The organism is Pseudomonas sp. NPDC079367, from assembly GCF_044542195.1.
Taxonomy (GTDB): domain Bacteria; phylum Pseudomonadota; class Gammaproteobacteria; order Pseudomonadales; family Pseudomonadaceae; genus Aquipseudomonas.
The window spans coordinates 510,168-529,146 of sequence record NZ_JBITTW010000001.1; the positions used below are offsets into that span (position 1 = coordinate 510,168).

Below are 18,979 nucleotides of genomic sequence, written 5' to 3' on the forward strand. Positions count from 1 at the left end.
CATATATATGTATACCTCTGCCGGTTTTCCATGCCCCTATATTCAAGGCCTTCGACTATTTTTCCAGCCGCTACGGTTCAAAGGCCTTGAATGTCTACTTTGTTATCCAGTTTCTACAACAAGACGCCGCCTCGCAGATTGCAGGATCTCAACCACCTGATCAGTTACCTGCATGGGCTCATCGACGACAACTTCAACACGGATGCCAGTGAGCTCTATTACCACCCGCCCGCCGCCTCTGAATTGGGGCGCGAATGCAAAGAAGCCTTTCGTGTATTGAAAAAACTCGAGGCAGACGAAGATTTCATAACGCACCTTTCCACGCCAGCCACGGTCGATCAATCGCTGTTAGGCAACGACTTCCTGTACGACTTCCTGTCCGTCCAGTTGAGTTCCACGAAGTCGCCGACACCTGACCCGGCGGAAGTTTTCCCGATCGCCGGTCACTCGGTAACGCTGAGAGACGTTCCGATGTATTGGTCGATCGATGTTGATGTCTTGCTCGATATCTACCGTCAAGTCGGCAACGGGGTCAAAAGCGACGGTTCCGTGCGGTTCGACCAGGTTCTGGCCTGGTACGCGCTGATCCCACGGCGTCCCGCCACACAGGCGGACTGGCAGCGCCTGCTGCACAATCTGGTGGAGCATCGCGCGTTATTGTTGCTTGGGCATCACGGGGCCGTCAGTGACTTCGAGCACTTGTTCAGCGCTGAAAGCGACGAAACGATCATCCGGGTTGTCCGCGAAATCGAAGCCGAGACATCACGCTGCCTATTGGCGAATGTCGTACCGGTGAAATCCAATGGCAAATTTGCAAAGTTGAGCCAAACCACGCCGGTAGCGCTGCTGGAAACAGCCCTGCAATCGGCGAGCAACCTGCAACTGGCACAACGTATTGCCGCAGCACTGGATTGGTACACCGCGAAGAACGAGCAAAACCGCCCGGCCAGTGTACTGACCAGGTTGTTGTGGCGAGCGCTCTGGCTGAGCGTAAAACCGGGCCCGCACGGCAACTATCAAAACGAACTGCAGATACTGATCGGGCCCGGTTGTGGCTATTCGTCCATCCACGAATCGTTGATCGAGCACTTCCAAAGATCACTGTCGGTCGAGCGGCCTATTGCCTTGTTAGCGGTGGCCATCATGAAGAGCAACGTGGCCAGCGAAGCGTGGGTTCAGGATATTCCCGACGCACTGCCGTACGCCACGTCCAGCACCTGGGTCAATTTCAGGAGTGGTTTCATGCTTGCCGAATCCGTCGCGCCCGGCTCCTCCCGGCACATGACCTTCGAACAGTTGCTCAATTTGCCGGCGGAGCATTTCCGGGCCTTTGCGCACGATATCGAGCAACAGCGACTGGTTGCCGCCGCCAAAGTCCGCCCGACGGTGGAGTGGGCAGCGGCGATGGGATTGTTCGCCACACGTCAGACGGCTTATCCGGTCAGCGAAATAGAGCTGGCATTGAGCACGCTGGAACAGCATGAGCAAGAAATGCTCGATGCCCTGAAAAACCTCGCGCTGACCCCACCCAGTCGCTTTCGCTATGCCTCGGACGCAGCGTATGACCAGGCGTTTCATGCCTGGCTGGTCACCCCAAGAGAAGCCTATAAGTGTTTGATCAAGACATTGCTCGCCCAATATCTGCCTGCATGCCGGGGTGATCTGGAGCGGGACGAAGTGACTGTTTACTCGCTGCGGCTGCCGCTGAACGACATGCAGGTCGAACATGAGAACAAAGCCAACACCGACGCCGTGCGTGGCCGCTGCGGGTTCATTCTGCGAATGATCAATCCGGTCTATCCGGCAAAGGTCCGCTACATTGAAGTCTTTCCGCGAGCGGGTATCGTGCGCTTGCGCAAAGACATCGACTCGCTGCCAGTTGGCGGTGAGATCAAGGTCGAGAGCGTTGGCTCCAGCAGTCGAACAAGCCGGGGTTCATTCAGAAAAGGCACCCAATTGCCGTTCGATTGGGAAGCCTACCGCGACGGCTCGAAACCCAGAACGGACGAGCACGCCAACCTTATCGTCGAACAGGTTGGCGAAACGTTTGCCGCGGTACCCATCGAAAAACGCTCGCCCGACGTCGCGGCACGCACCCTGCCCTTTGCAGCCAATAACCTGACCTCTGCCCGGGCAGAAGAACTGGCCGCCATGATCGCCCGCGAGCTGTTTTACAAGGATGAGTCGGCCCTGCTCGAAGACACCCGCAAGGCCACACGCAGCACCGACATCGGCCGGGATTTTCTCGAGGACCTCACCTTCTGGGGAAAAATGTTCGTACCGTTCTGGGGCGCCATTGATGATCTGGCATCCGGCGAGCCGCAACGCATCGAGCGCGGCGGGCTCGGCCTGTTCACCGACATCGTTTCGTTTGCGCTGCCCATCGGAAAATACCTCGCCGGTTGTACCCGCCTGGTCAGCCAGGCAGGCACGCTCGGCCTGCGCCTCGCCCTGCCAAAATTTGCCGGTCTGACGCGAACTCTATTGGTATCGACGCTGCGCGAACTCAACCCGCTGGAGTCGGTATTGGCATTGCTCAAGCTCGGTCGCTTTACCCTGCGCAAGCTCGGCGCGGCGGCAATGCGCCAGGTACGCCTGGGCATTGCCCAGTTGCGCGACGGAACGGTCAGCGTTCAGCACTTGATCGCAGTCGACCCGAACACCTGGGCACCGCGCCAACCCGGCGACCGGCTCTGCACCGTCGAAGGAATCGCTGACATTCCCATGCGCAACGTCGGCAGCGTCGGCGCGGCGGATTATCGGCTCATCGATGCGCTGTCCGGGCAGGCGTTCGGCCCTCGCTACCGCGAGCCGGTGAGAGTGATGAGCAACAGCAGTCCGTTGTTGCAGCCCTACGCTGTTCAGCCCCACTGGATTTCCGGCCTCCAGGCCGACTCGCGAGGAATCTTTTTCCGTCCTGAATACAACCAGAAATTCATCTGCAACATCGATGAAAACGGGACTGTCGCCGTTTACCAGATACGTGAAAACTCGTATGGATTCCTTCAGGAAACCGCGCAAAACGGGGAAAACAGCTTCTCGGTCGTGCTAGTCAACCCGAAGAACAACCGTGACCTGTCGATCAACCTCTCATCGGTAAAGCCCGGCCACTGGTACAGCAGGGAAATCCGGGTCAGAGGCGGCGCGCCTGATGACCCCAACGTGACAACGCCTTTGCATCTGCAAAAGTGGTCGCGGTTCAGCGAGCATGTGCTGGAGGTCACCCTTGAGGCGTTTGCGAAAAAACATCGGCTGGACCCGGCCGCCTTCAGGCAATTCGTCCACACAGAAGGGCAGTTGAAACCGCTGGGCCAACAGATACTGGATCGGGCCGACACCGCGCGTACGGTTGTCACCTACGAGCATCTGCGGGAGTGGCGCAGCATGTCGCAGGAAGGCCGCAGCACGCTCAGCCGCGAAGGCTTCGCCGCCACGCACAATCTTGACCCGCAGGACTTCATTACCCACGTCAACACCGATGGCTCGTTTCGGGCACCGGGAAAGGTATTGGAGAAATATGCCCATAACCAGGCGTTCACGCCTTTGACCGCAGAGCACATCGAGCAATGGCGCGTGCGTTACATCGCCACCGGCTCCGCCAGCACCATGGGTACGTTCCTCGATGACAACAATCTCGACCCGGTGCTCTGGTCAACGTTTGTCAATGATCGGGGTGAATTGAGAAGTGCGGTGCCAGAGTGTCTGCAATTGCTCGCTGCCTCGGATTCAGCGCTCATGCGTGCTCGAAAGTCCCTACCCCCCGGCACGGGGATAAAATCCGCTTCCTGGCAGTTACCACAGCCGCCTTCGCCCCGCGAAACAGGACCACTTTCGCCGCCGGTTGCTGGCAGTTCCAAACGACCTCGCCTGGACAATGCTGCGCCTGAAACCCCGCGCGACGCAGACCTGATCCCTTCGCTTGGGCATCACATCAATAACAATGCCCCCATTCTTCAGGACCCGACGGATGTCAGAATCAGCCTCACGAGCAAACTTGAGGGTGATATCGACAAAATCACCATCACCGAAACCAATCGCTTTCTCGCGGGGTTCGAGGGTCCCAGACTCAAGGAAATGACACGAAGAATCACCGAAGACGTCCAGGAATGGATCGCCGATGAAGGCCGCCATCATGACAGGCTGGCCAGTCGACTCGAGGTCAGACGACCGCTCGACGGCCCGGAACGGGGGTTGTCGGTATTTGCCAAAGTCGACATCGAGCCTTTCGAAGTGCTAGGACCTTACACCGGCAAACTGCACCGCACGACCAGATCCGTACGGGCGGAAATGCTGGAGAAATCCACCGAGAAAGTCAGCACGTTTCTCTTCGCAACGGCAACGAAGGGCGCCACTCTGAGCGGTCATGGCAACAGCAACGTGCTGAGCCTGATCAATGCGGTCAATGTGCCCGGCCAGGCCAACATAGGCGTCGAGAACGTTGGCTCGATCTATGTTGGCAAATACATGGTTTTTTTGCTCGCATGGGAGAAGATTCCGGCAGGCACCGAACTGTTCCTCGATTACGGCTCTGATTACTGGAAAACCTTGAGGGCCGCTGGCGTCGCGTCAGCGACCGACCCGACATGAGCGCTGTTCAGCATTGACGCACCCAAAGACGCAGGCCACAAGCCTGCGTCGTTGTCTGCTCAAAGATTCTCGTACCGGTTCATGTCCAGCACACCCTCTTCCACCGGTTCGGTTTCGTGGATGTATCGGCTCAAGTCATGGAAATACAGCCAGAACTGCGGATGACTACGGCGGATGCCCCAGTGCTCGACGATTTTTTCGAACCGGTTGGCATCCCTGGCATTTTCCATGGCATCGACAAACGCCGGCACCTGCTCGGCCGGCACGTTGAACATGAAATTCGGGTAACTGGTCAGCACGCCAGGATAAATGGTCAGGGTGTCGAGCCCCGGTTGATAACGCCGTGATTCGCCGAGCAAAAACGCCACGTTGCTGTGCGCGCGATTGCGCAGCAGGCTGTAGACCTCGCGCTTGCCGCTGGCGGTTTCGACACGCAGCAGGGTTGCTTCGGGCATCTGGTCGATGACTTTCAGCCCCGCCGCCGGCCGCGAGGCGAGACGGCTCAAGGCTTGCTCGGCGTTTTGCAGTGCCGGGTCGATGTTCGGCCGCGAGCAGTAAGCGCCATCGCAACGATTGATCGGATCAGGTCGCGCATTGAGGTCACCGTAACGCGCCAGCAATTGCATCGCAAAATCGCGCTTCGGGTCCTTTTCGTCGAGTTTCAGGGCAGTCGGCTTGTCGTCATCAATGGCTTCATAATCGAGCCACATCTTGAACTGCCCGCCGTCCTGGTACCAATCATTGAGGTAATCCTCACGGGAGTCGGCGGGCATCAGGCGCAGGAAGTTCTGTTCGGCACCGTTGCGGATCAGGTCGAAATACAGGCGCGTCTGCGCCTGATGGGAGACGTTGCCGAACACGTCAAAGTTGACCGCGAGCTGGTAGTAGGTGCGTTCCAGCAGCGGATAGTCGAACAGCCACATCGTCTGCGTTACTTCACCAATCAGGCCTTTGGTCACCGACGCACTGTCGAAGTGACGGAAAATGCTCAACAGCGCGTTGTCGTTGCCGGCCCACAGCGTCGACCAGCTCGGCGCCGGCAGATCGGCGTAGCTGTCGCGGCGCAGGGCTTCGTATTCGTTGCGCTTGTCGCGATAGTTGCGCCACAGGCTCAGCACGCTGCCGACATCGTCGTTCTGCCCCGGCATCGCCAGCAACGGTGTGGCCTGGCCACGGTAGTTCGGGTCGGTGATATAGAGGTCATGTTCCGGTGCCTGAAACAACGCCCAGAAGTTGTCGCGGATCACATCTGTCGCGATCTGCCCCCGACACACCGGCCCGCGAATAAAGGTGCGAACAAAGTATTCGGCGTTATCGAGCATGAACTGATAGCGCGCCTGAGCCGGAATCGCCTCGAAGGTCGCAAACGGGTTGGCGCGGCTTTGCGGGCCGTAACCTGGGAGCGCATTGACCTGCCAGTTACCGCTGTAGAACAGGCTTTTGACGCGGGCCATTTTTGCCGCACTCAGCGCATAGGTGATGTGCGTCTTGTGCACGATCACTCCCTGCACCGGCCACAAGCGGTAATACACCTGCGTGCCGGGGTCGTCGTTCGGGCGGCGCGTGGCGATCAGATCGATCGGCTGGCCGCTCGGCGTGCGCGAACGCACCCACTGGAAATAGTGCCCCGGCTCGCCGTCCTTGAAATAGATGTGCGCCAGATACCAGTGTTCGAACAGCCAGCGCCCGACCAGACTTTGCCGCGCGCCGGGGGCGTTGAGCAGGTTTTCCCACTGCAGGATCTGCATGGCCTCTTGCGCATTGGGCGCCAGACTCTGCTCGTCAATTGGCGCGCCAGACGCCAGCCAGCGCTGCAAGGTCTGATATTGCTGGTTGGTCAGACCGGTGACTGCCAGCGGCATGCCCTCCTTCGGGTGCGCGCCGGCGTAGCCGTCGAACTCGGCGGGCATTGCACAGAGATTGTTGCGATTGAGCCCCAGGACAATGTCCTCGGGCAGCTTGGCGTTCGGCGTCAGCGGCGTGTTGTGGCCGAGTTCGAGCATGCGCGCCATCAGCGCGGCCTGACTGCCCTGAGCGTCGAGCACCGAATAGAAATCTTTCTGCTGCCAGGCGCGCTTGCCGAAGGCGTCGTAAAACAATCGGGTGGTGGGTGCTGCCTGGGTGCGTTCGCCGTCATACACCGGCATCTTACTCGCGCCACGAGCGGCGCCTTCGCCACTGCCCAGATTGAGCTGGCACGCCGAGTCGTAACAGGCATGGCACGCCACGCACTTCTCGGTAAAAATCGGCTGAATGTCCCGGGTATAGGAAATAGAAGAAGGAGCAGCTGGATCCTGCGCCGCAACGCTCCCGCTCAGGATCAGCAACCATAAACTGATGACGCGGTACGGCATGCTGCTGATCCCGATTGTGTAAAAAAGGCGACGATTCTACCGTTATGACGGCCGCACCAACATGAGCGATATTCATGCAAAAGCTGCGGATGCTCCAAAAGCGCACAGGTTTGCTATGATCGCGCTCCTTCGTAATGGTCTTTTCGAGTAGTCCACATGTCCGATCGCAGCGTCCGCCTTCAAGCTCTCAAGCAAGCCCTCAAAGAGCGCATCCTGATTCTCGACGGCGGGATGGGCACGATGATCCAGAGCTACAAGCTCGAAGAGCAGGATTATCGCGGCAAACGCTTCGCGCACTGGCCGAGCGACGTCAAGGGCAACAACGACCTGCTGGTGATCACCCGCCCGGACGTGATCGGCGGTATCGAAAAGGCCTACCTGGACGCCGGCGCCGACATTCTCGAAACCAATACCTTCAACGCCACGCGCATTTCCATGGCCGATTACGGCATGGAAGAGCTGGCGTACGAGTTAAACGTAGAAGGCGCACGCCTGGCGCGCAAGATTGCCGACGCCAAGACCGCCGAAAATCCGGCCAAGCCACGCTTCGTCGCCGGCGTGCTCGGCCCGACCAGCCGTACCTGCTCGCTGTCGCCCGACGTCAACAACCCCGGCTACCGCAACGTCACTTTCGATGAGCTGGTGGAAAACTACACTGAAGCCACCAAGGGGCTGATCGAGGGCGGCGCCGACCTCATCCTGATCGAGACGATCTTCGACACCCTCAACGCCAAAGCGGCGATTTTCGCCGTGCAAGGTGTGTTCGAAGAGCTGCACATCGAACTGCCGATCATGATCTCCGGAACCATCACCGACGCCTCCGGCCGCACACTGTCGGGCCAGACCACCGAAGCGTTCTGGAACTCGGTGGCCCACGCCAAGCCGATCTCCGTGGGCCTGAACTGCGCCCTCGGCGCCAGCGAACTGCGTCCGTACCTGGAAGAGCTGTCGAACAAGGCCAGCACTCACGTTTCTGCGCACCCGAACGCTGGCCTGCCCAACGAATTCGGCGAGTACGACGAACTGCCTTCGCAAACCGCCAAAGTCATCGAAGAATTCGCCCAGAGCGGCTTCCTCAACATCGTCGGCGGTTGCTGCGGCACCACCCCGGGGCACATCGAAGCCATCGCCAAAGCCGTGGCCGGTTACGCACCGCGGCAGATTCCGGATATTCCCAAGGCCTGCCGCCTTTCGGGTCTGGAGCCGTTCACCATCGATCGCAGTTCGCTGTTCGTCAATGTCGGCGAGCGGACCAACATCACCGGTTCGGCGAAATTCGCCCGCCTGATTCGTGAAGACAACTACACCGAAGCCCTTGAAGTCGCTTTGCAGCAGGTCGAGGCCGGCGCGCAGATCATCGACATCAACATGGACGAGGGCATGCTTGATTCGAAGAAGGCCATGGTCACCTTCCTCAATCTGATCGCTGGCGAACCGGACATCTCGCGCGTGCCGATCATGATCGACTCGTCGAAATGGGAAGTCATCGAAGCCGGCCTCAAGTGCATCCAGGGCAAGGGCATCGTCAACTCGATCAGCATGAAAGAAGGCGTCGAGCAGTTCATCCATCACGCCAAGCTGTGCAAGCGCTACGGCGCTGCGGTGGTGGTGATGGCCTTCGACGAAGCCGGCCAGGCCGACACCGAAGCGCGCAAGAAAGAGATCTGCAAACGCTCCTACGACATTCTGGTCAACGAAGTCGGCTTCCCGCCGGAAGACATCATCTTCGACCCGAACATTTTCGCTGTGGCCACCGGCATCGAAGAACACAACAACTACGCCGTCGACTTCATCAACGCCTGCGCTTACATCCGCGACGAGCTGCCGTATGCACTGAGTTCCGGCGGTGTTTCGAACGTGTCGTTCTCGTTCCGTGGCAACAATCCGGTGCGCGAAGCGATCCACTCGGTGTTCCTGCTCTACGCCATCCGCGCCGGGCTGACCATGGGCATCGTCAACGCGGGTCAACTGGAGATCTACGACCAGATCCCGGTCGAGCTGCGCGACGCCGTCGAGGACGTGATCCTCAATCGCACCCCGGACGGCACCGATGCCCTGCTCGCCATCGCCGACAAGTACAAGGGCGATGGCAGCGTCAAGGAAGCCGAGACCGAAGAGTGGCGCAACTGGGACGTCAACAAGCGTCTGGAACACGCGCTGGTCAAAGGCATCACCACCCACATTGTCGAAGACACCGAAGAGTCACGGCAGTCATTCGCCCGGCCGATCGAAGTGATCGAAGGCCCGCTGATGTCCGGCATGAACATCGTCGGGGACCTGTTCGGCGCGGGCAAAATGTTCCTTCCGCAAGTGGTGAAATCCGCCCGGGTGATGAAGCAGGCCGTGGCGCACCTGATTCCGTTCATCGAACTGGAAAAAGGCGACAAACCGGAAGCCAAGGGCAAGATTCTCATGGCCACCGTCAAAGGTGACGTGCACGACATCGGCAAGAACATCGTTGGCGTCGTACTCGGTTGCAATGGCTACGACATCGTCGACCTCGGCGTGATGGTCCCGGCGGAGAAGATCCTGCAAGTCGCCAAGGAAGAGAAATGCGACATCATTGGCCTCTCCGGCCTGATCACGCCGTCGCTGGATGAAATGGTTCACGTCGCCCGTGAAATGCAGCGTCAGGACTTCCACCTGCCACTGATGATCGGTGGCGCGACCACCTCCAAAGCGCACACGGCGGTGAAGATCGAGCCCAAGTACAGCAACGATGCCGTGGTCTACGTGACCGACGCCTCGCGCGCCGTCGGCGTGGCAACCCAGTTGTTGTCCAAGGAGCTCAAGGCCGGGTTCGTCGAGAAGATCCGTCTGGAATACATCGACGTGCGCGAGCGTACCTCCAACCGCAGCGCCCGCACCGAACGCCTGAGCTACGCCGCCGCCATCGCCAAGAAGCCGCAATTTGACTGGGCCAATTACCAGCCAGTGAAACCGACGTTCACTGGCAGCAAAGTGCTCGACAACATCGATTTGAAGGTGCTGGCCGAATACATCGACTGGACGCCGTTCTTCATTTCCTGGGATCTGGCCGGCAAGTTCCCGCGCATCCTCGAAGACGAAGTGGTCGGTGAAGCCGCCACCGCGCTGTACAAGGACGCGCAGGAGATGCTGGCCAAACTGATCGACGAGAAGCTGATCAGCGCCCGCGCGGTGTTCGGTTTCTGGCCAGCCAATCAGGTCAACGAAGACGACATCGAGCTGTACGACGATAACGGCAAGCCGTTGGCCAAGCTGCATCATCTGCGTCAGCAGATCATCAAGACCGACGGCAAACCGAACTTCTGCCTCGCCGACTTCGTGGCGCCGAAAGACAGCGAAGTCACCGATTACGTCGGCGGATTCATCACCACCGCCGGCATCGGTGCCGAAGAAGTGGCCAAGGCTTATCAAGACGCCGGCGATGACTACAACTCGATCATGGTCAAGGCCCTTGCCGACCGTCTGGCCGAAGCCTGCGCGGAATGGCTGCACCAGCAAGTGCGCAAGGAGCACTGGGGTTATGCCAAGGACGAAACGCTGGATAACGATGCGCTGATCAAAGAGCAATACCGAGGCATCCGCCCCGCTCCCGGCTACCCGGCCTGCCCGGATCACACCGAGAAAGCCGCACTGTTCACTCTGCTCGATCCAGAGGCTGCCGAAATGCGTGCCGGGCGCAGTGGCGTGTTCCTGACCGAGCATTACGCGATGTTCCCGGCCGCAGCGGTCAGTGGCTGGTACTTCGCCCATCCGCAGGCGCAGTACTTTGCCGTGGGCAAGATCGACAAGGATCAAGTGCAGAGCTACACCGCGCGCAAGGGTCAGGACTTGAGCGTCACTGAACGTTGGCTGGCACCGAATCTGGGTTACGACAGCTGACATGCTCCAGGCCCGGAAGCACCCTGCTCCCGGGCCTCATCACTCATCCACTCACGGTCGCCATGATGGGCCGGGCTGCGGTGAAGAAGGAGCGGGTTGTGCCGCGCCTTCAACCACCGGCGCCAGACTCTGCATTTGCGCGCGAGACAGCTCTTTCAACTTCTCAACGCGCGCTTCCGCCAGTTCGATCTCCAGTGCTGCCATCGCGTCAAGGTAGCTTTTACGAGTCAGCTCGTTGGCGTCCTTGTCCGGATGAGCGTCCTCAACCTCCTCCAGACGCCGGCTCGCGTTGCTTTCAAGTGTTTCGAACACCTCAGGGTTGCGCTCGCGCAAATAGCGAATCCAGTAATCGCGACCGATCAGATCCTCCAGAAACCTGTCCGACGCTTCATCGGCGAGAACGGCTGCTTGCGCGTCGAGCAATCGCTGCCCGCGAATCGGTGTGGCGTATAGCATGTGCTCGGGTTGCGCTGGCAGTTCCAGGCCATCCGGCCAGCCGCGAGTCATGCCGATGCGGTATTGCAGGCGGACTTCGGCGCGGTCCTTGTTTTTGGCCGCGGCTTCGGCCAGCCGGTCCACCCTTTCCAGGCGAAACAGGCGGCGGGTCAGATCGAGCAAGGCTCTGCCGCGCTGCTCTGGGCGATGCCGCGGAACGTCGCGCAGGGCGTTGTATTCATAGACACGGGTTTCCAGTTCGCTGAACGACAGAATCCGGCCATCGCCGCAGGTGCCGTGCGTCTCGGCGTTGAGAAACAACAGCTCGCGCAGCTCGGTATTTTCCGTGGCAGCCTCGATGACCAGCCACACCCGGTGAGTCAGATCGGCGCCGGACAGCTTGTATTCGAGGGTGTCGGGCAAGGTCGATAGCAAATGAAAGAACGACTCATGGTTCGCCTGTCGGGCCAATTGCAACCATAGCGCTTGCCGCGCGGCCCGCACATCGGCACGCGTACGGGTCATCCAGGTTTCCATCGCCGACAGCGCTACATCCTGCGCGGGGTCGGCAATCACCTCCGCGGCCTCCACACCGGCATGCGTGTCGACGCGCCTGCCAGCGCCACCGCCTGAACCACGTGGATCATCACTGTCGTCGCTATCGGAGTCCGAGCCAGAGTCTGTCCCGGAGTCGGAATCGCTATCAGACTCAAGAATGCGTTCTTCAATTTGACGCTGCAGAAACGCTGTCGAGTACCCCATCACATCACTGCCGCCATGTGCGACGCTGTAATCCCTGAGCTGCTCCAGCGCGTTAAGCGACAGCGAGTTCTCCGACAAGTCAGCACCCGCCACAAGCCTCTCGTGGTTGCCGCCCAACAGCCGGTCCGGAAAGACCAGGATGTTGTTGCCCGAGAGGTCCAGTCTTTGCAGATGCGCCAGATCGAGCACGCCGCCCGGCCAGAAATCCAGACCGTTGTGGCTGAGATTGAGTGTTTCCAGACGGCTGAAGCTTGCGGCGCTGAATTCTTCCAGCTGATTGTGGCTGAGGTCGAGCCAGCGCAGCTGCGCTCCGCCCGCGTGCTGATACACCGTCTGCGCCGCGGCCAGGCGATTACCGCTCAATTCCAGCCGCTCCAGACGGTTCAGCCGACCGACAGCGTCCGGTAGCCGATCCAGTGCATTGCCGTTGAGTCTCAGGGTGGTCAGCTCAGGGAACGCCGGGCAAAAGCGGTTGAAACCTTCAACGGTAAACTTGACCCCTGTCAGGTCCAGTGTTCGTACATGGGAAAACACGGTAGACAACGCAGGCAAATCCCCGATGAGTCCCGCTGAAAGGCTCAGCGTCTGTCCGGCCGACCCGGTAAGAGCGGTAACCCCGTCGCGCCAGCAAGTGCGGATCCTCGTCGCGTCGAACAGTCTCGTGGACGACGACACCCCTTCACCAGGCCCTGGCGCCGGATTGAAAATCCAGCCGTTCAACTCACGCGTCAGCGTCTCGTTAGTCGCTCGCCACTGGTTCAGCCTGTCCGCCATTTGCTCGGGAAGCAGCCCTTCGCTGCGTAAGCGCGCAACGCTGGCTTGCGCTTGGTCAAGCGTCAGCGAAGGAAATATCTCCAGCACACTGGCGCTCATGTCAGAGGCACCGCTGATTTCGGAGACCGGCCGGAGTGGTAACAGCTGACCGGCGCGATTCAGCGCGCTTTCCGGCAAGGTCGCGCTTGAAATGCCCGGCAGTGACGCCGACTGCGCATCGAACTGTTGCAAAGCGCCCTCGGGCAAACCGATGGACATTTCAATCCGGCGCTGCGCGGCTTGAAGGTCTGCCTCGCCTGCGACGCTGAAGCGGTTGTTGAGCAAGCGGGTCTTGAGCAGCACCGTGTCGTTGGCAAGGACATCTTCGGGAAGCGACCCGATGGTGTTATGACGCAAATCCAGCACTTGTAAACGCGGCAGGCTTTGCGCGCCTGTCGGCCATTGGTTCAGTCCATTTGAACTGAGGTTCAGCGTCTTGAGCCCTGTCAGGCGAGAAACGTCGAGTGTGTCCAGCCGATTGAGCCGGGCATTGAGATGCTCTAGTTTATTCAGCGCATCGAATTGGGCCTGAACGTCAGGGGTAACGGCGATACGGTTGAGCGACAAGTCCAGCTGCGTCAGTCGGGTCACATCGGCTGACCGGACCGGCACTTCTGTCAACCCGCAGGCGGTGACTTCCAGGCTTGTAGCGCCACTGAATGCCTGGAGGAAACCGCGAATCTGTTCGATCGGCACATTCAGCCGATCCAGCCGAACGCTTGACACGTGAGCAAACGTACCGGCTGGCAATTGCGGCAGTTCACTGACTGACGCCTCGCCCACTACCCGTGCATTGTCAACCAGCTCAAACACACCGGCATCGCCGATATCCGCGCCGGCTGTCCAGTCCGTGGCATTGAAGGAACGCACGTCGTCGTTCAGGCGATAACGCCTGCGTATGGCTGCGCGCCAGTTCTGTTCAAGTGCACGCACCACCCGGGCATTGGCCGGCGCTTGCCAGCGCGCTGCCGGCATCGCTGTACGTAATTCTCCGGATGCAGTGGCCTCGTAGAACTGGCGGAAAATTGCGTTGTGCTCCACCAGCAGAATCTCCACAGCCTTGAGTCGGGTTTCCGGGGTGTTCCATAGGCTCATGATGCGCTCAGGCAACGGGTTGATACGGCCCGCCTCGCCCGTGAGGAACTGCAGCTCTCCGGCGCAGTAGCGGCGAACCATCGAGTCCAGATCAACCAGATGTTGCCACTGCCCCAAGTAGTTTTTCACATAGTCGTAAGCAGGCTTGAACGCGTCGTGAGAAAACTTCGACCAGTCCAGCGACAAGCCCGCCCAGAGTTTCTCGTGCCCCACATAAAGCGTCTGTGGCAGCGACGCGATAGACGTCTGCGTCAGATCCAAACGTTCCAGTTCAGGCAGTTGCTCGACATAAGCCGGCCACTGCCTAAGGCCTGGTGCTTCGATCTTGAGTTTTTTCAGGCGTCTGAGGGGAGCCAGATCGAGGCCAGGCGGCATGCCCGCGCCGCTGCGAAGGTCGAGATGAAGCTCCTCAACAGCGGTCAACGTACGCAATCGTGTCGACAGATCTGCAGCCATGACCGTGGCCTGGCTTCTAAACTTGAGCTTCGTCAGCGCGGACATTCGCGTCACCGTCAACGGTAGGGTCGTCAGTGCCTGCTCATGCGCCATGTAGGTGCCAAACAGGCTGCCCCGCTCCCCCAGCGACAGCTTTTGCACATTGGCAAACCGCGCCAGGAATGCGTCTGCATTGGCGTCGGTCAAACCGTTGCCGCCAATCGACAGCTCACGTACATGAGCAAAGTCGGCGGTCAGCACCGGCAGAGGGTCGTAGGTGAGAATCGAAAGTTGATCAGCACCCGCGACGCCGGTGGACAACGCGTTGCGCCAAGAGGTTTTCAACGCTTGCGCGGCGCGAAACTTGTGATCTGTACCGGAACGTTCCCAAGGTGCCAGCGTCGATGTCCCTGCCCATTCATCCAGCGTCGCGTTCAGTTGCTCCCACTCACGCCGACGGGATTGCAACAGTTCGAAGATAGCGCTGTCGTCTCTTCCGGCCCGATATTGTTCGAGAATGAAGCCTTGAACCTGTTCGTCGGTCAGTTGCGGATAGACGTCGCGCACATGTTCGATCAGGTGCGTTTGCCATTCCGCGCCGCGTCCGCTGGCGGGGTAACCGATCTGCGTAGCGCTCACCCGCACGGGCGGCTTGATCCACCTGACCTGGGGTGCCAGCAGCGCTGATGCCTCAGCTTGATGCTGATCGGCGTAATCAATGATCCTGGTTTGCAGCTCGGCCGACTGTCCGACCTCAGGCACACCGAGGCTGCGTCGCGCTTCGTCAGGTAAGGCGTGCATGATCGATGCGTAAAAATTGTCGCCGTTGCGAGGCAGGCTGTTGAGTGCCTCACCGCGTTCGTTGAACGCCTGGAACTGGACGCCTTTCTTGATCAGGTATTTTTTCTCAACGCCTGTTTCACTGCCGATGCTGTCAAGCAACGTGCCAGCGTCATGGCCCTCACGAACTTCAATTCGAACGTTGTTCGCCCAACCCGGCAATTGTTCCAGCGTGTGCAACGCCAGGCGTCGGCTGTCCGCGGAAACGATGTTTTCGCTGCGCAGACCGGCATACGCCGCCACTTGTCGGCTTTGGCGCGCATACCAGCGTGCTTCTTCCAGCAGGCGCAGCGGCACCCGCTGACCCGCGCCGAGTTGCTCCAGCTCATCGGGGCGCCCGTGTGCCAGCACCGTTTGTGCCGCCGGCTCGCTGAGTCCGGGGCAGGCCTTCTGCAAGCGCGCAACCTGTGGATCGACAGGGTCTGTCCCCAGAGAGAGGCTGTCGTAGATCGCCGGCTGACGGCTGTTGGCGTAGTCGGCGATCTGCTTCCCGAATTCTACCGGCCGGGCATCGCGCACGCGTGCACCTTGTTCTCCCAGCAGCCGGGTGACTTCGGACTCGTCCAGAGCCGCAAGGATATTTGCTGGCAGGTCACCGCTGAGGACATCGGCCCGCGATATCTGAATCGGCGCCTTGACACCAACGTCGCGGAATCGCCGCTCTGAACCGTACCTGACGGACTTGCCGGACACTGGCTCGCCGTCAAAAACTTCCAGCACCCGGTTTGCCGGCCAGCGTGGCATTTCGGTGATCAGCGGCAACGCGTAGAGATACAGTTCGTCGATCGGTTTCGTCCCGCGCAACTGCTCAACAACCCGTGCCGCACTGCTATCGGCCTGCATCACGCGCATGGCCTGGGTCAGCTGCGGTGGTGGCAACGCATGATCAATGTGCATCTTGCGCAGTGCGCCCTCACTGACACCACTGATATCGGCAGCCTTGATCAGTTGTGCATCGGATAAGGCTTCGGTTGCATGGCCGATCCGCCGCAGCAGGGTCAGACGATCCCAGCTCTGTACACGCTCCAGCGTATGCCGCCAGGCGCCGCGGCCATTGCTGTCGAGTATCGGCTGCCAGGCGTTGGTATCGCTCGGATGCCTGATGCGCCATTTGCCGATCGAGTCATCGAAAAACTGCTCATAGACCTTGCCGCCCTGGCGAATGTAGGTTTTTCCTTCAAACACATGCTGCCCGGCATCATTCGGGCCGGGGCTGTCGGGCAGCGCAACAGCGGACTCGTAAGCTTGTAGGTCTGATCTCCACAGGCGGGTTTCGCCGTTGGGCAACTTCACTGGCTGTAGCTGCTCGATCACCGGCACAGCTTTGGCGCTGGAGATTTTCCGCACCCCTGCCCCTACCCCTGCCATCAGCGCAATCTGCGCCAGATTCTCCGCCACATCGATCAGATGATCCTTGGCGGCACGACGATCGCCCTCACCCCATTCAATCGCACCTTCAAGGGTTTCATAGAGCAGTTGCCCGGCCATTACCACCATCATCACTTCGCCCAGCACCGGTACGAACATCGACACCACGTTCAGTCCGAGCAGGCCGATCTGCATCAGGTGCGCCAGCTTGGCCTCGCGAGCCTTGATATCGACAGCCTCGGTTGGCACGGCGTGGCTTCGAGCATCCGCCAATGCCTTGGTGCGGCTCTCGTCGTAGAGGTACTGCCAAAGATCCTGGTTCTTTTCCCACAGCCCCCGCTGCCTTTGCAAAAACGTGTCGGGAGCAATGTAAGGATCAGGTTCAGGCACGAGTTTCGCCACCGGTGGCGGGGGCAACTGCTTGATTTGAGTGAATGGCGCGCCCGGACCAAAAGAGGTGACGATACGCCACGGGGAGCGCCAGAAATCGCTCGGTGAATCTGCTGCCTTGCGGGTGAATTGACTGAAATAGTAGGGATGTTGGTCGTAAGCCAGAAACTGGCTGAGAAAGCGCTGATATTCAGTCGGCTCTGCGCCTGTCGCCGATGGACTGCTTCGAGCCGTGAGCAGCCGTTTGAACTCTTGCTTGTCTTCATCGCCGCGATAGCATTTGAACGGATGCTCAGGATCATGAGGAATATAGACAATCCATTCGCTGCTGTAGCGGTACTTCTCGCTGACGACAAATACCACACAGCCGGTCATTCTTTTTTTCATCAGGCTGAAGTCGCGAAACCACACTGGCTTGTTGCCGACCCTGGGGTTCAGTTCGCCCTCAATGACCGAAACGATCATGGCGTAATGCGCAGCTTCAATGTCCTTCGTCAACAATGCCTGCTCGGCAGCGGCGCGCATTGTCGCTTTCTGACTGGCAATGAAACGCTGGCGAAGCACTGCCTCCGCTACCCCATCGGTGGGATAGAAAAACCCCCGCAGGTAGTCCTGATACTGCTTGCCGATATCCAGGCGCCGATACAGCCCAAGCAGTTGGCTGACTGTCAACTCGATCTTCACCGACTCAAAAGTGTTTGCGTCAGTGGCGACAACAAACCCTGAAGTCTTGTGGTAAGCCCCGTCTTTGCATTCGTGGCTTTCGAAGTTATGCAGCGCAGCCTCGAGCATCGACAGTTTGAGCACTTCGAAAGAGTCCAGCTCAATCGAAAAAACGCTCACCTGCAACGGCCGACGGAGACATAGCAGGGTCTTGTCGACGTCCACTGTCAGCTGATACTCGTCTTTGAGCGCCTTGATCAGCAATGGCCTGGCAAACGCCTCGACCTGCTGGAACGTGGACATACTTTTGTCCAACGCATTCTGCGCGATGATGCTGGCCTGAAAACTTTGGTCCAGTGCGCGGCGCTGAGCCGATGTCGCAGCCTGGTACCACGCCGGCAGCGTGCTCGGGACCCCCTTGAAAGCCTCACGCCTTTGCGCCGAAGCGCTGGTCAACCAAGGCGGGATCGACTGTTCAAGAAAGGCGCCGTGCAGGCTCTGGGTAGCTTTGGGTTTTACCGGTTGAGCCAGCGAGGCAGGTTGTCGCGCTGGCTGGCTTGTGGAGATAGCGGTCATGATTGCTCCTTTCAATGGAGCGATCAGCAGATCATTTCAAATTGGTGCATCTGCGGTATCCGGATATCGCTCGCCGGGAGTGCGTAACCGGATATGTAGTCAACTCGTGCCGTTCCTCTTCTCAAACCTTGGGAGGGCTCGGGGTAAAGGCGTGCGGCAGCCGAGCGTTGTTTGACTATGCTTGTGAGGCACGACTTCAAGCGGAGGGATTTATGGACGATCCAAACGATAACAAACCGCCGACCTTATGGCAGATGCTGCACAGCGTCATGGCAGCGGCGTTCGGTGTGCAGAGCGGAAAGAATCGGGAAAGGGATTTTACCCACGGCAAGCCCAGCCACTTCGTCATTCTGGGGGTTTTGTTCACGGCAGTGTTTGGCGTGACGCTATTTGCCATCGTCAAACTGGTGCTCCATCTCGCCGGCGTATGAAGCCGCCAGACAATAGCCAGGCACGGGCGTGCAGACAGTAATCCGGGCCGGGAGACGGGCCCGGAAGTTTGCTTACTGATGGCTGACCCAGAAGACCGCTGTCCCTACAACGAGAATGATCAGAAACAAAATCGCCCATGCATCAACGCTGCTGTCGCTTTTCCTGGCTTTGGTCGGGTTGCTCATTGCATCGCCTCTTGTCGGTTTTATCGGTGATTGCACAAACACTCGATCAGAGTAAAGACGATGATTGTCCGCACGACAAATGTGGATTAGCTGCAAGCCACCGCAGTTAGGCGATTTGGTTCTTTACATATACTCAAACATCACTTTTGCGCATAACTGCAAACGGGTATATTGCCC

5 protein-coding genes are annotated in these 18,979 nt (G+C 59.3%); 3 read left to right on the plus strand and 2 right to left on the minus strand.

Annotated elements, in window-relative coordinates:
- Window positions 1-90: 90 nt before the first annotated feature.
- The gene (locus ACIGDJ_RS02150) at window positions 91-4,587 is read left to right on the plus strand and encodes an SET domain-containing protein (protein ID WP_397478224.1); all 4,497 of its coding nucleotides are present in this window, start codon (window positions 91-93) and stop codon (window positions 4,585-4,587) included.
- A gap of 59 nt (window positions 4,588-4,646) precedes the next feature.
- Here ACIGDJ_RS02150 and ACIGDJ_RS02155 read toward each other — a convergent pair whose 3' ends face one another.
- Window positions 4,647-6,941: a fatty acid cis/trans isomerase gene (locus ACIGDJ_RS02155; protein ID WP_397478225.1), complete on the minus strand. Its 2,295-nt coding sequence runs from the start codon at window positions 6,939-6,941 to the stop codon at window positions 4,647-4,649.
- Window positions 6,942-7,097: 156 nt separating this feature from the next.
- Between ACIGDJ_RS02155 and metH the strand changes: the two genes are divergently transcribed.
- A complete protein-coding gene (gene metH, locus ACIGDJ_RS02160) occupies window positions 7,098-10,808 on the plus strand; it encodes a methionine synthase (RefSeq protein ID WP_397478226.1) in 3,711 nt (1,236 codons plus the stop codon).
- Between the two features lie 51 nt (window positions 10,809-10,859).
- Here metH and ACIGDJ_RS02165 read toward each other — a convergent pair whose 3' ends face one another.
- The gene (locus ACIGDJ_RS02165; RefSeq protein WP_397478227.1) at window positions 10,860-18,185 is read right to left on the minus strand and encodes an NEL-type E3 ubiquitin ligase domain-containing protein; all 7,326 of its coding nucleotides are present in this window, start codon (window positions 18,183-18,185) and stop codon (window positions 10,860-10,862) included.
- A gap of 212 nt (window positions 18,186-18,397) precedes the next feature.
- Here ACIGDJ_RS02165 and ACIGDJ_RS02170 point away from each other — a divergent pair, with 212 nt between their 5' ends.
- Window positions 18,398-18,616, plus strand: a complete 219-nt coding sequence (locus tag ACIGDJ_RS02170) for a DUF2970 domain-containing protein (RefSeq protein WP_101159404.1) — start codon at window positions 18,398-18,400, stop codon at window positions 18,614-18,616.
- Window positions 18,617-18,979: the final 363 nt, after the last annotated feature.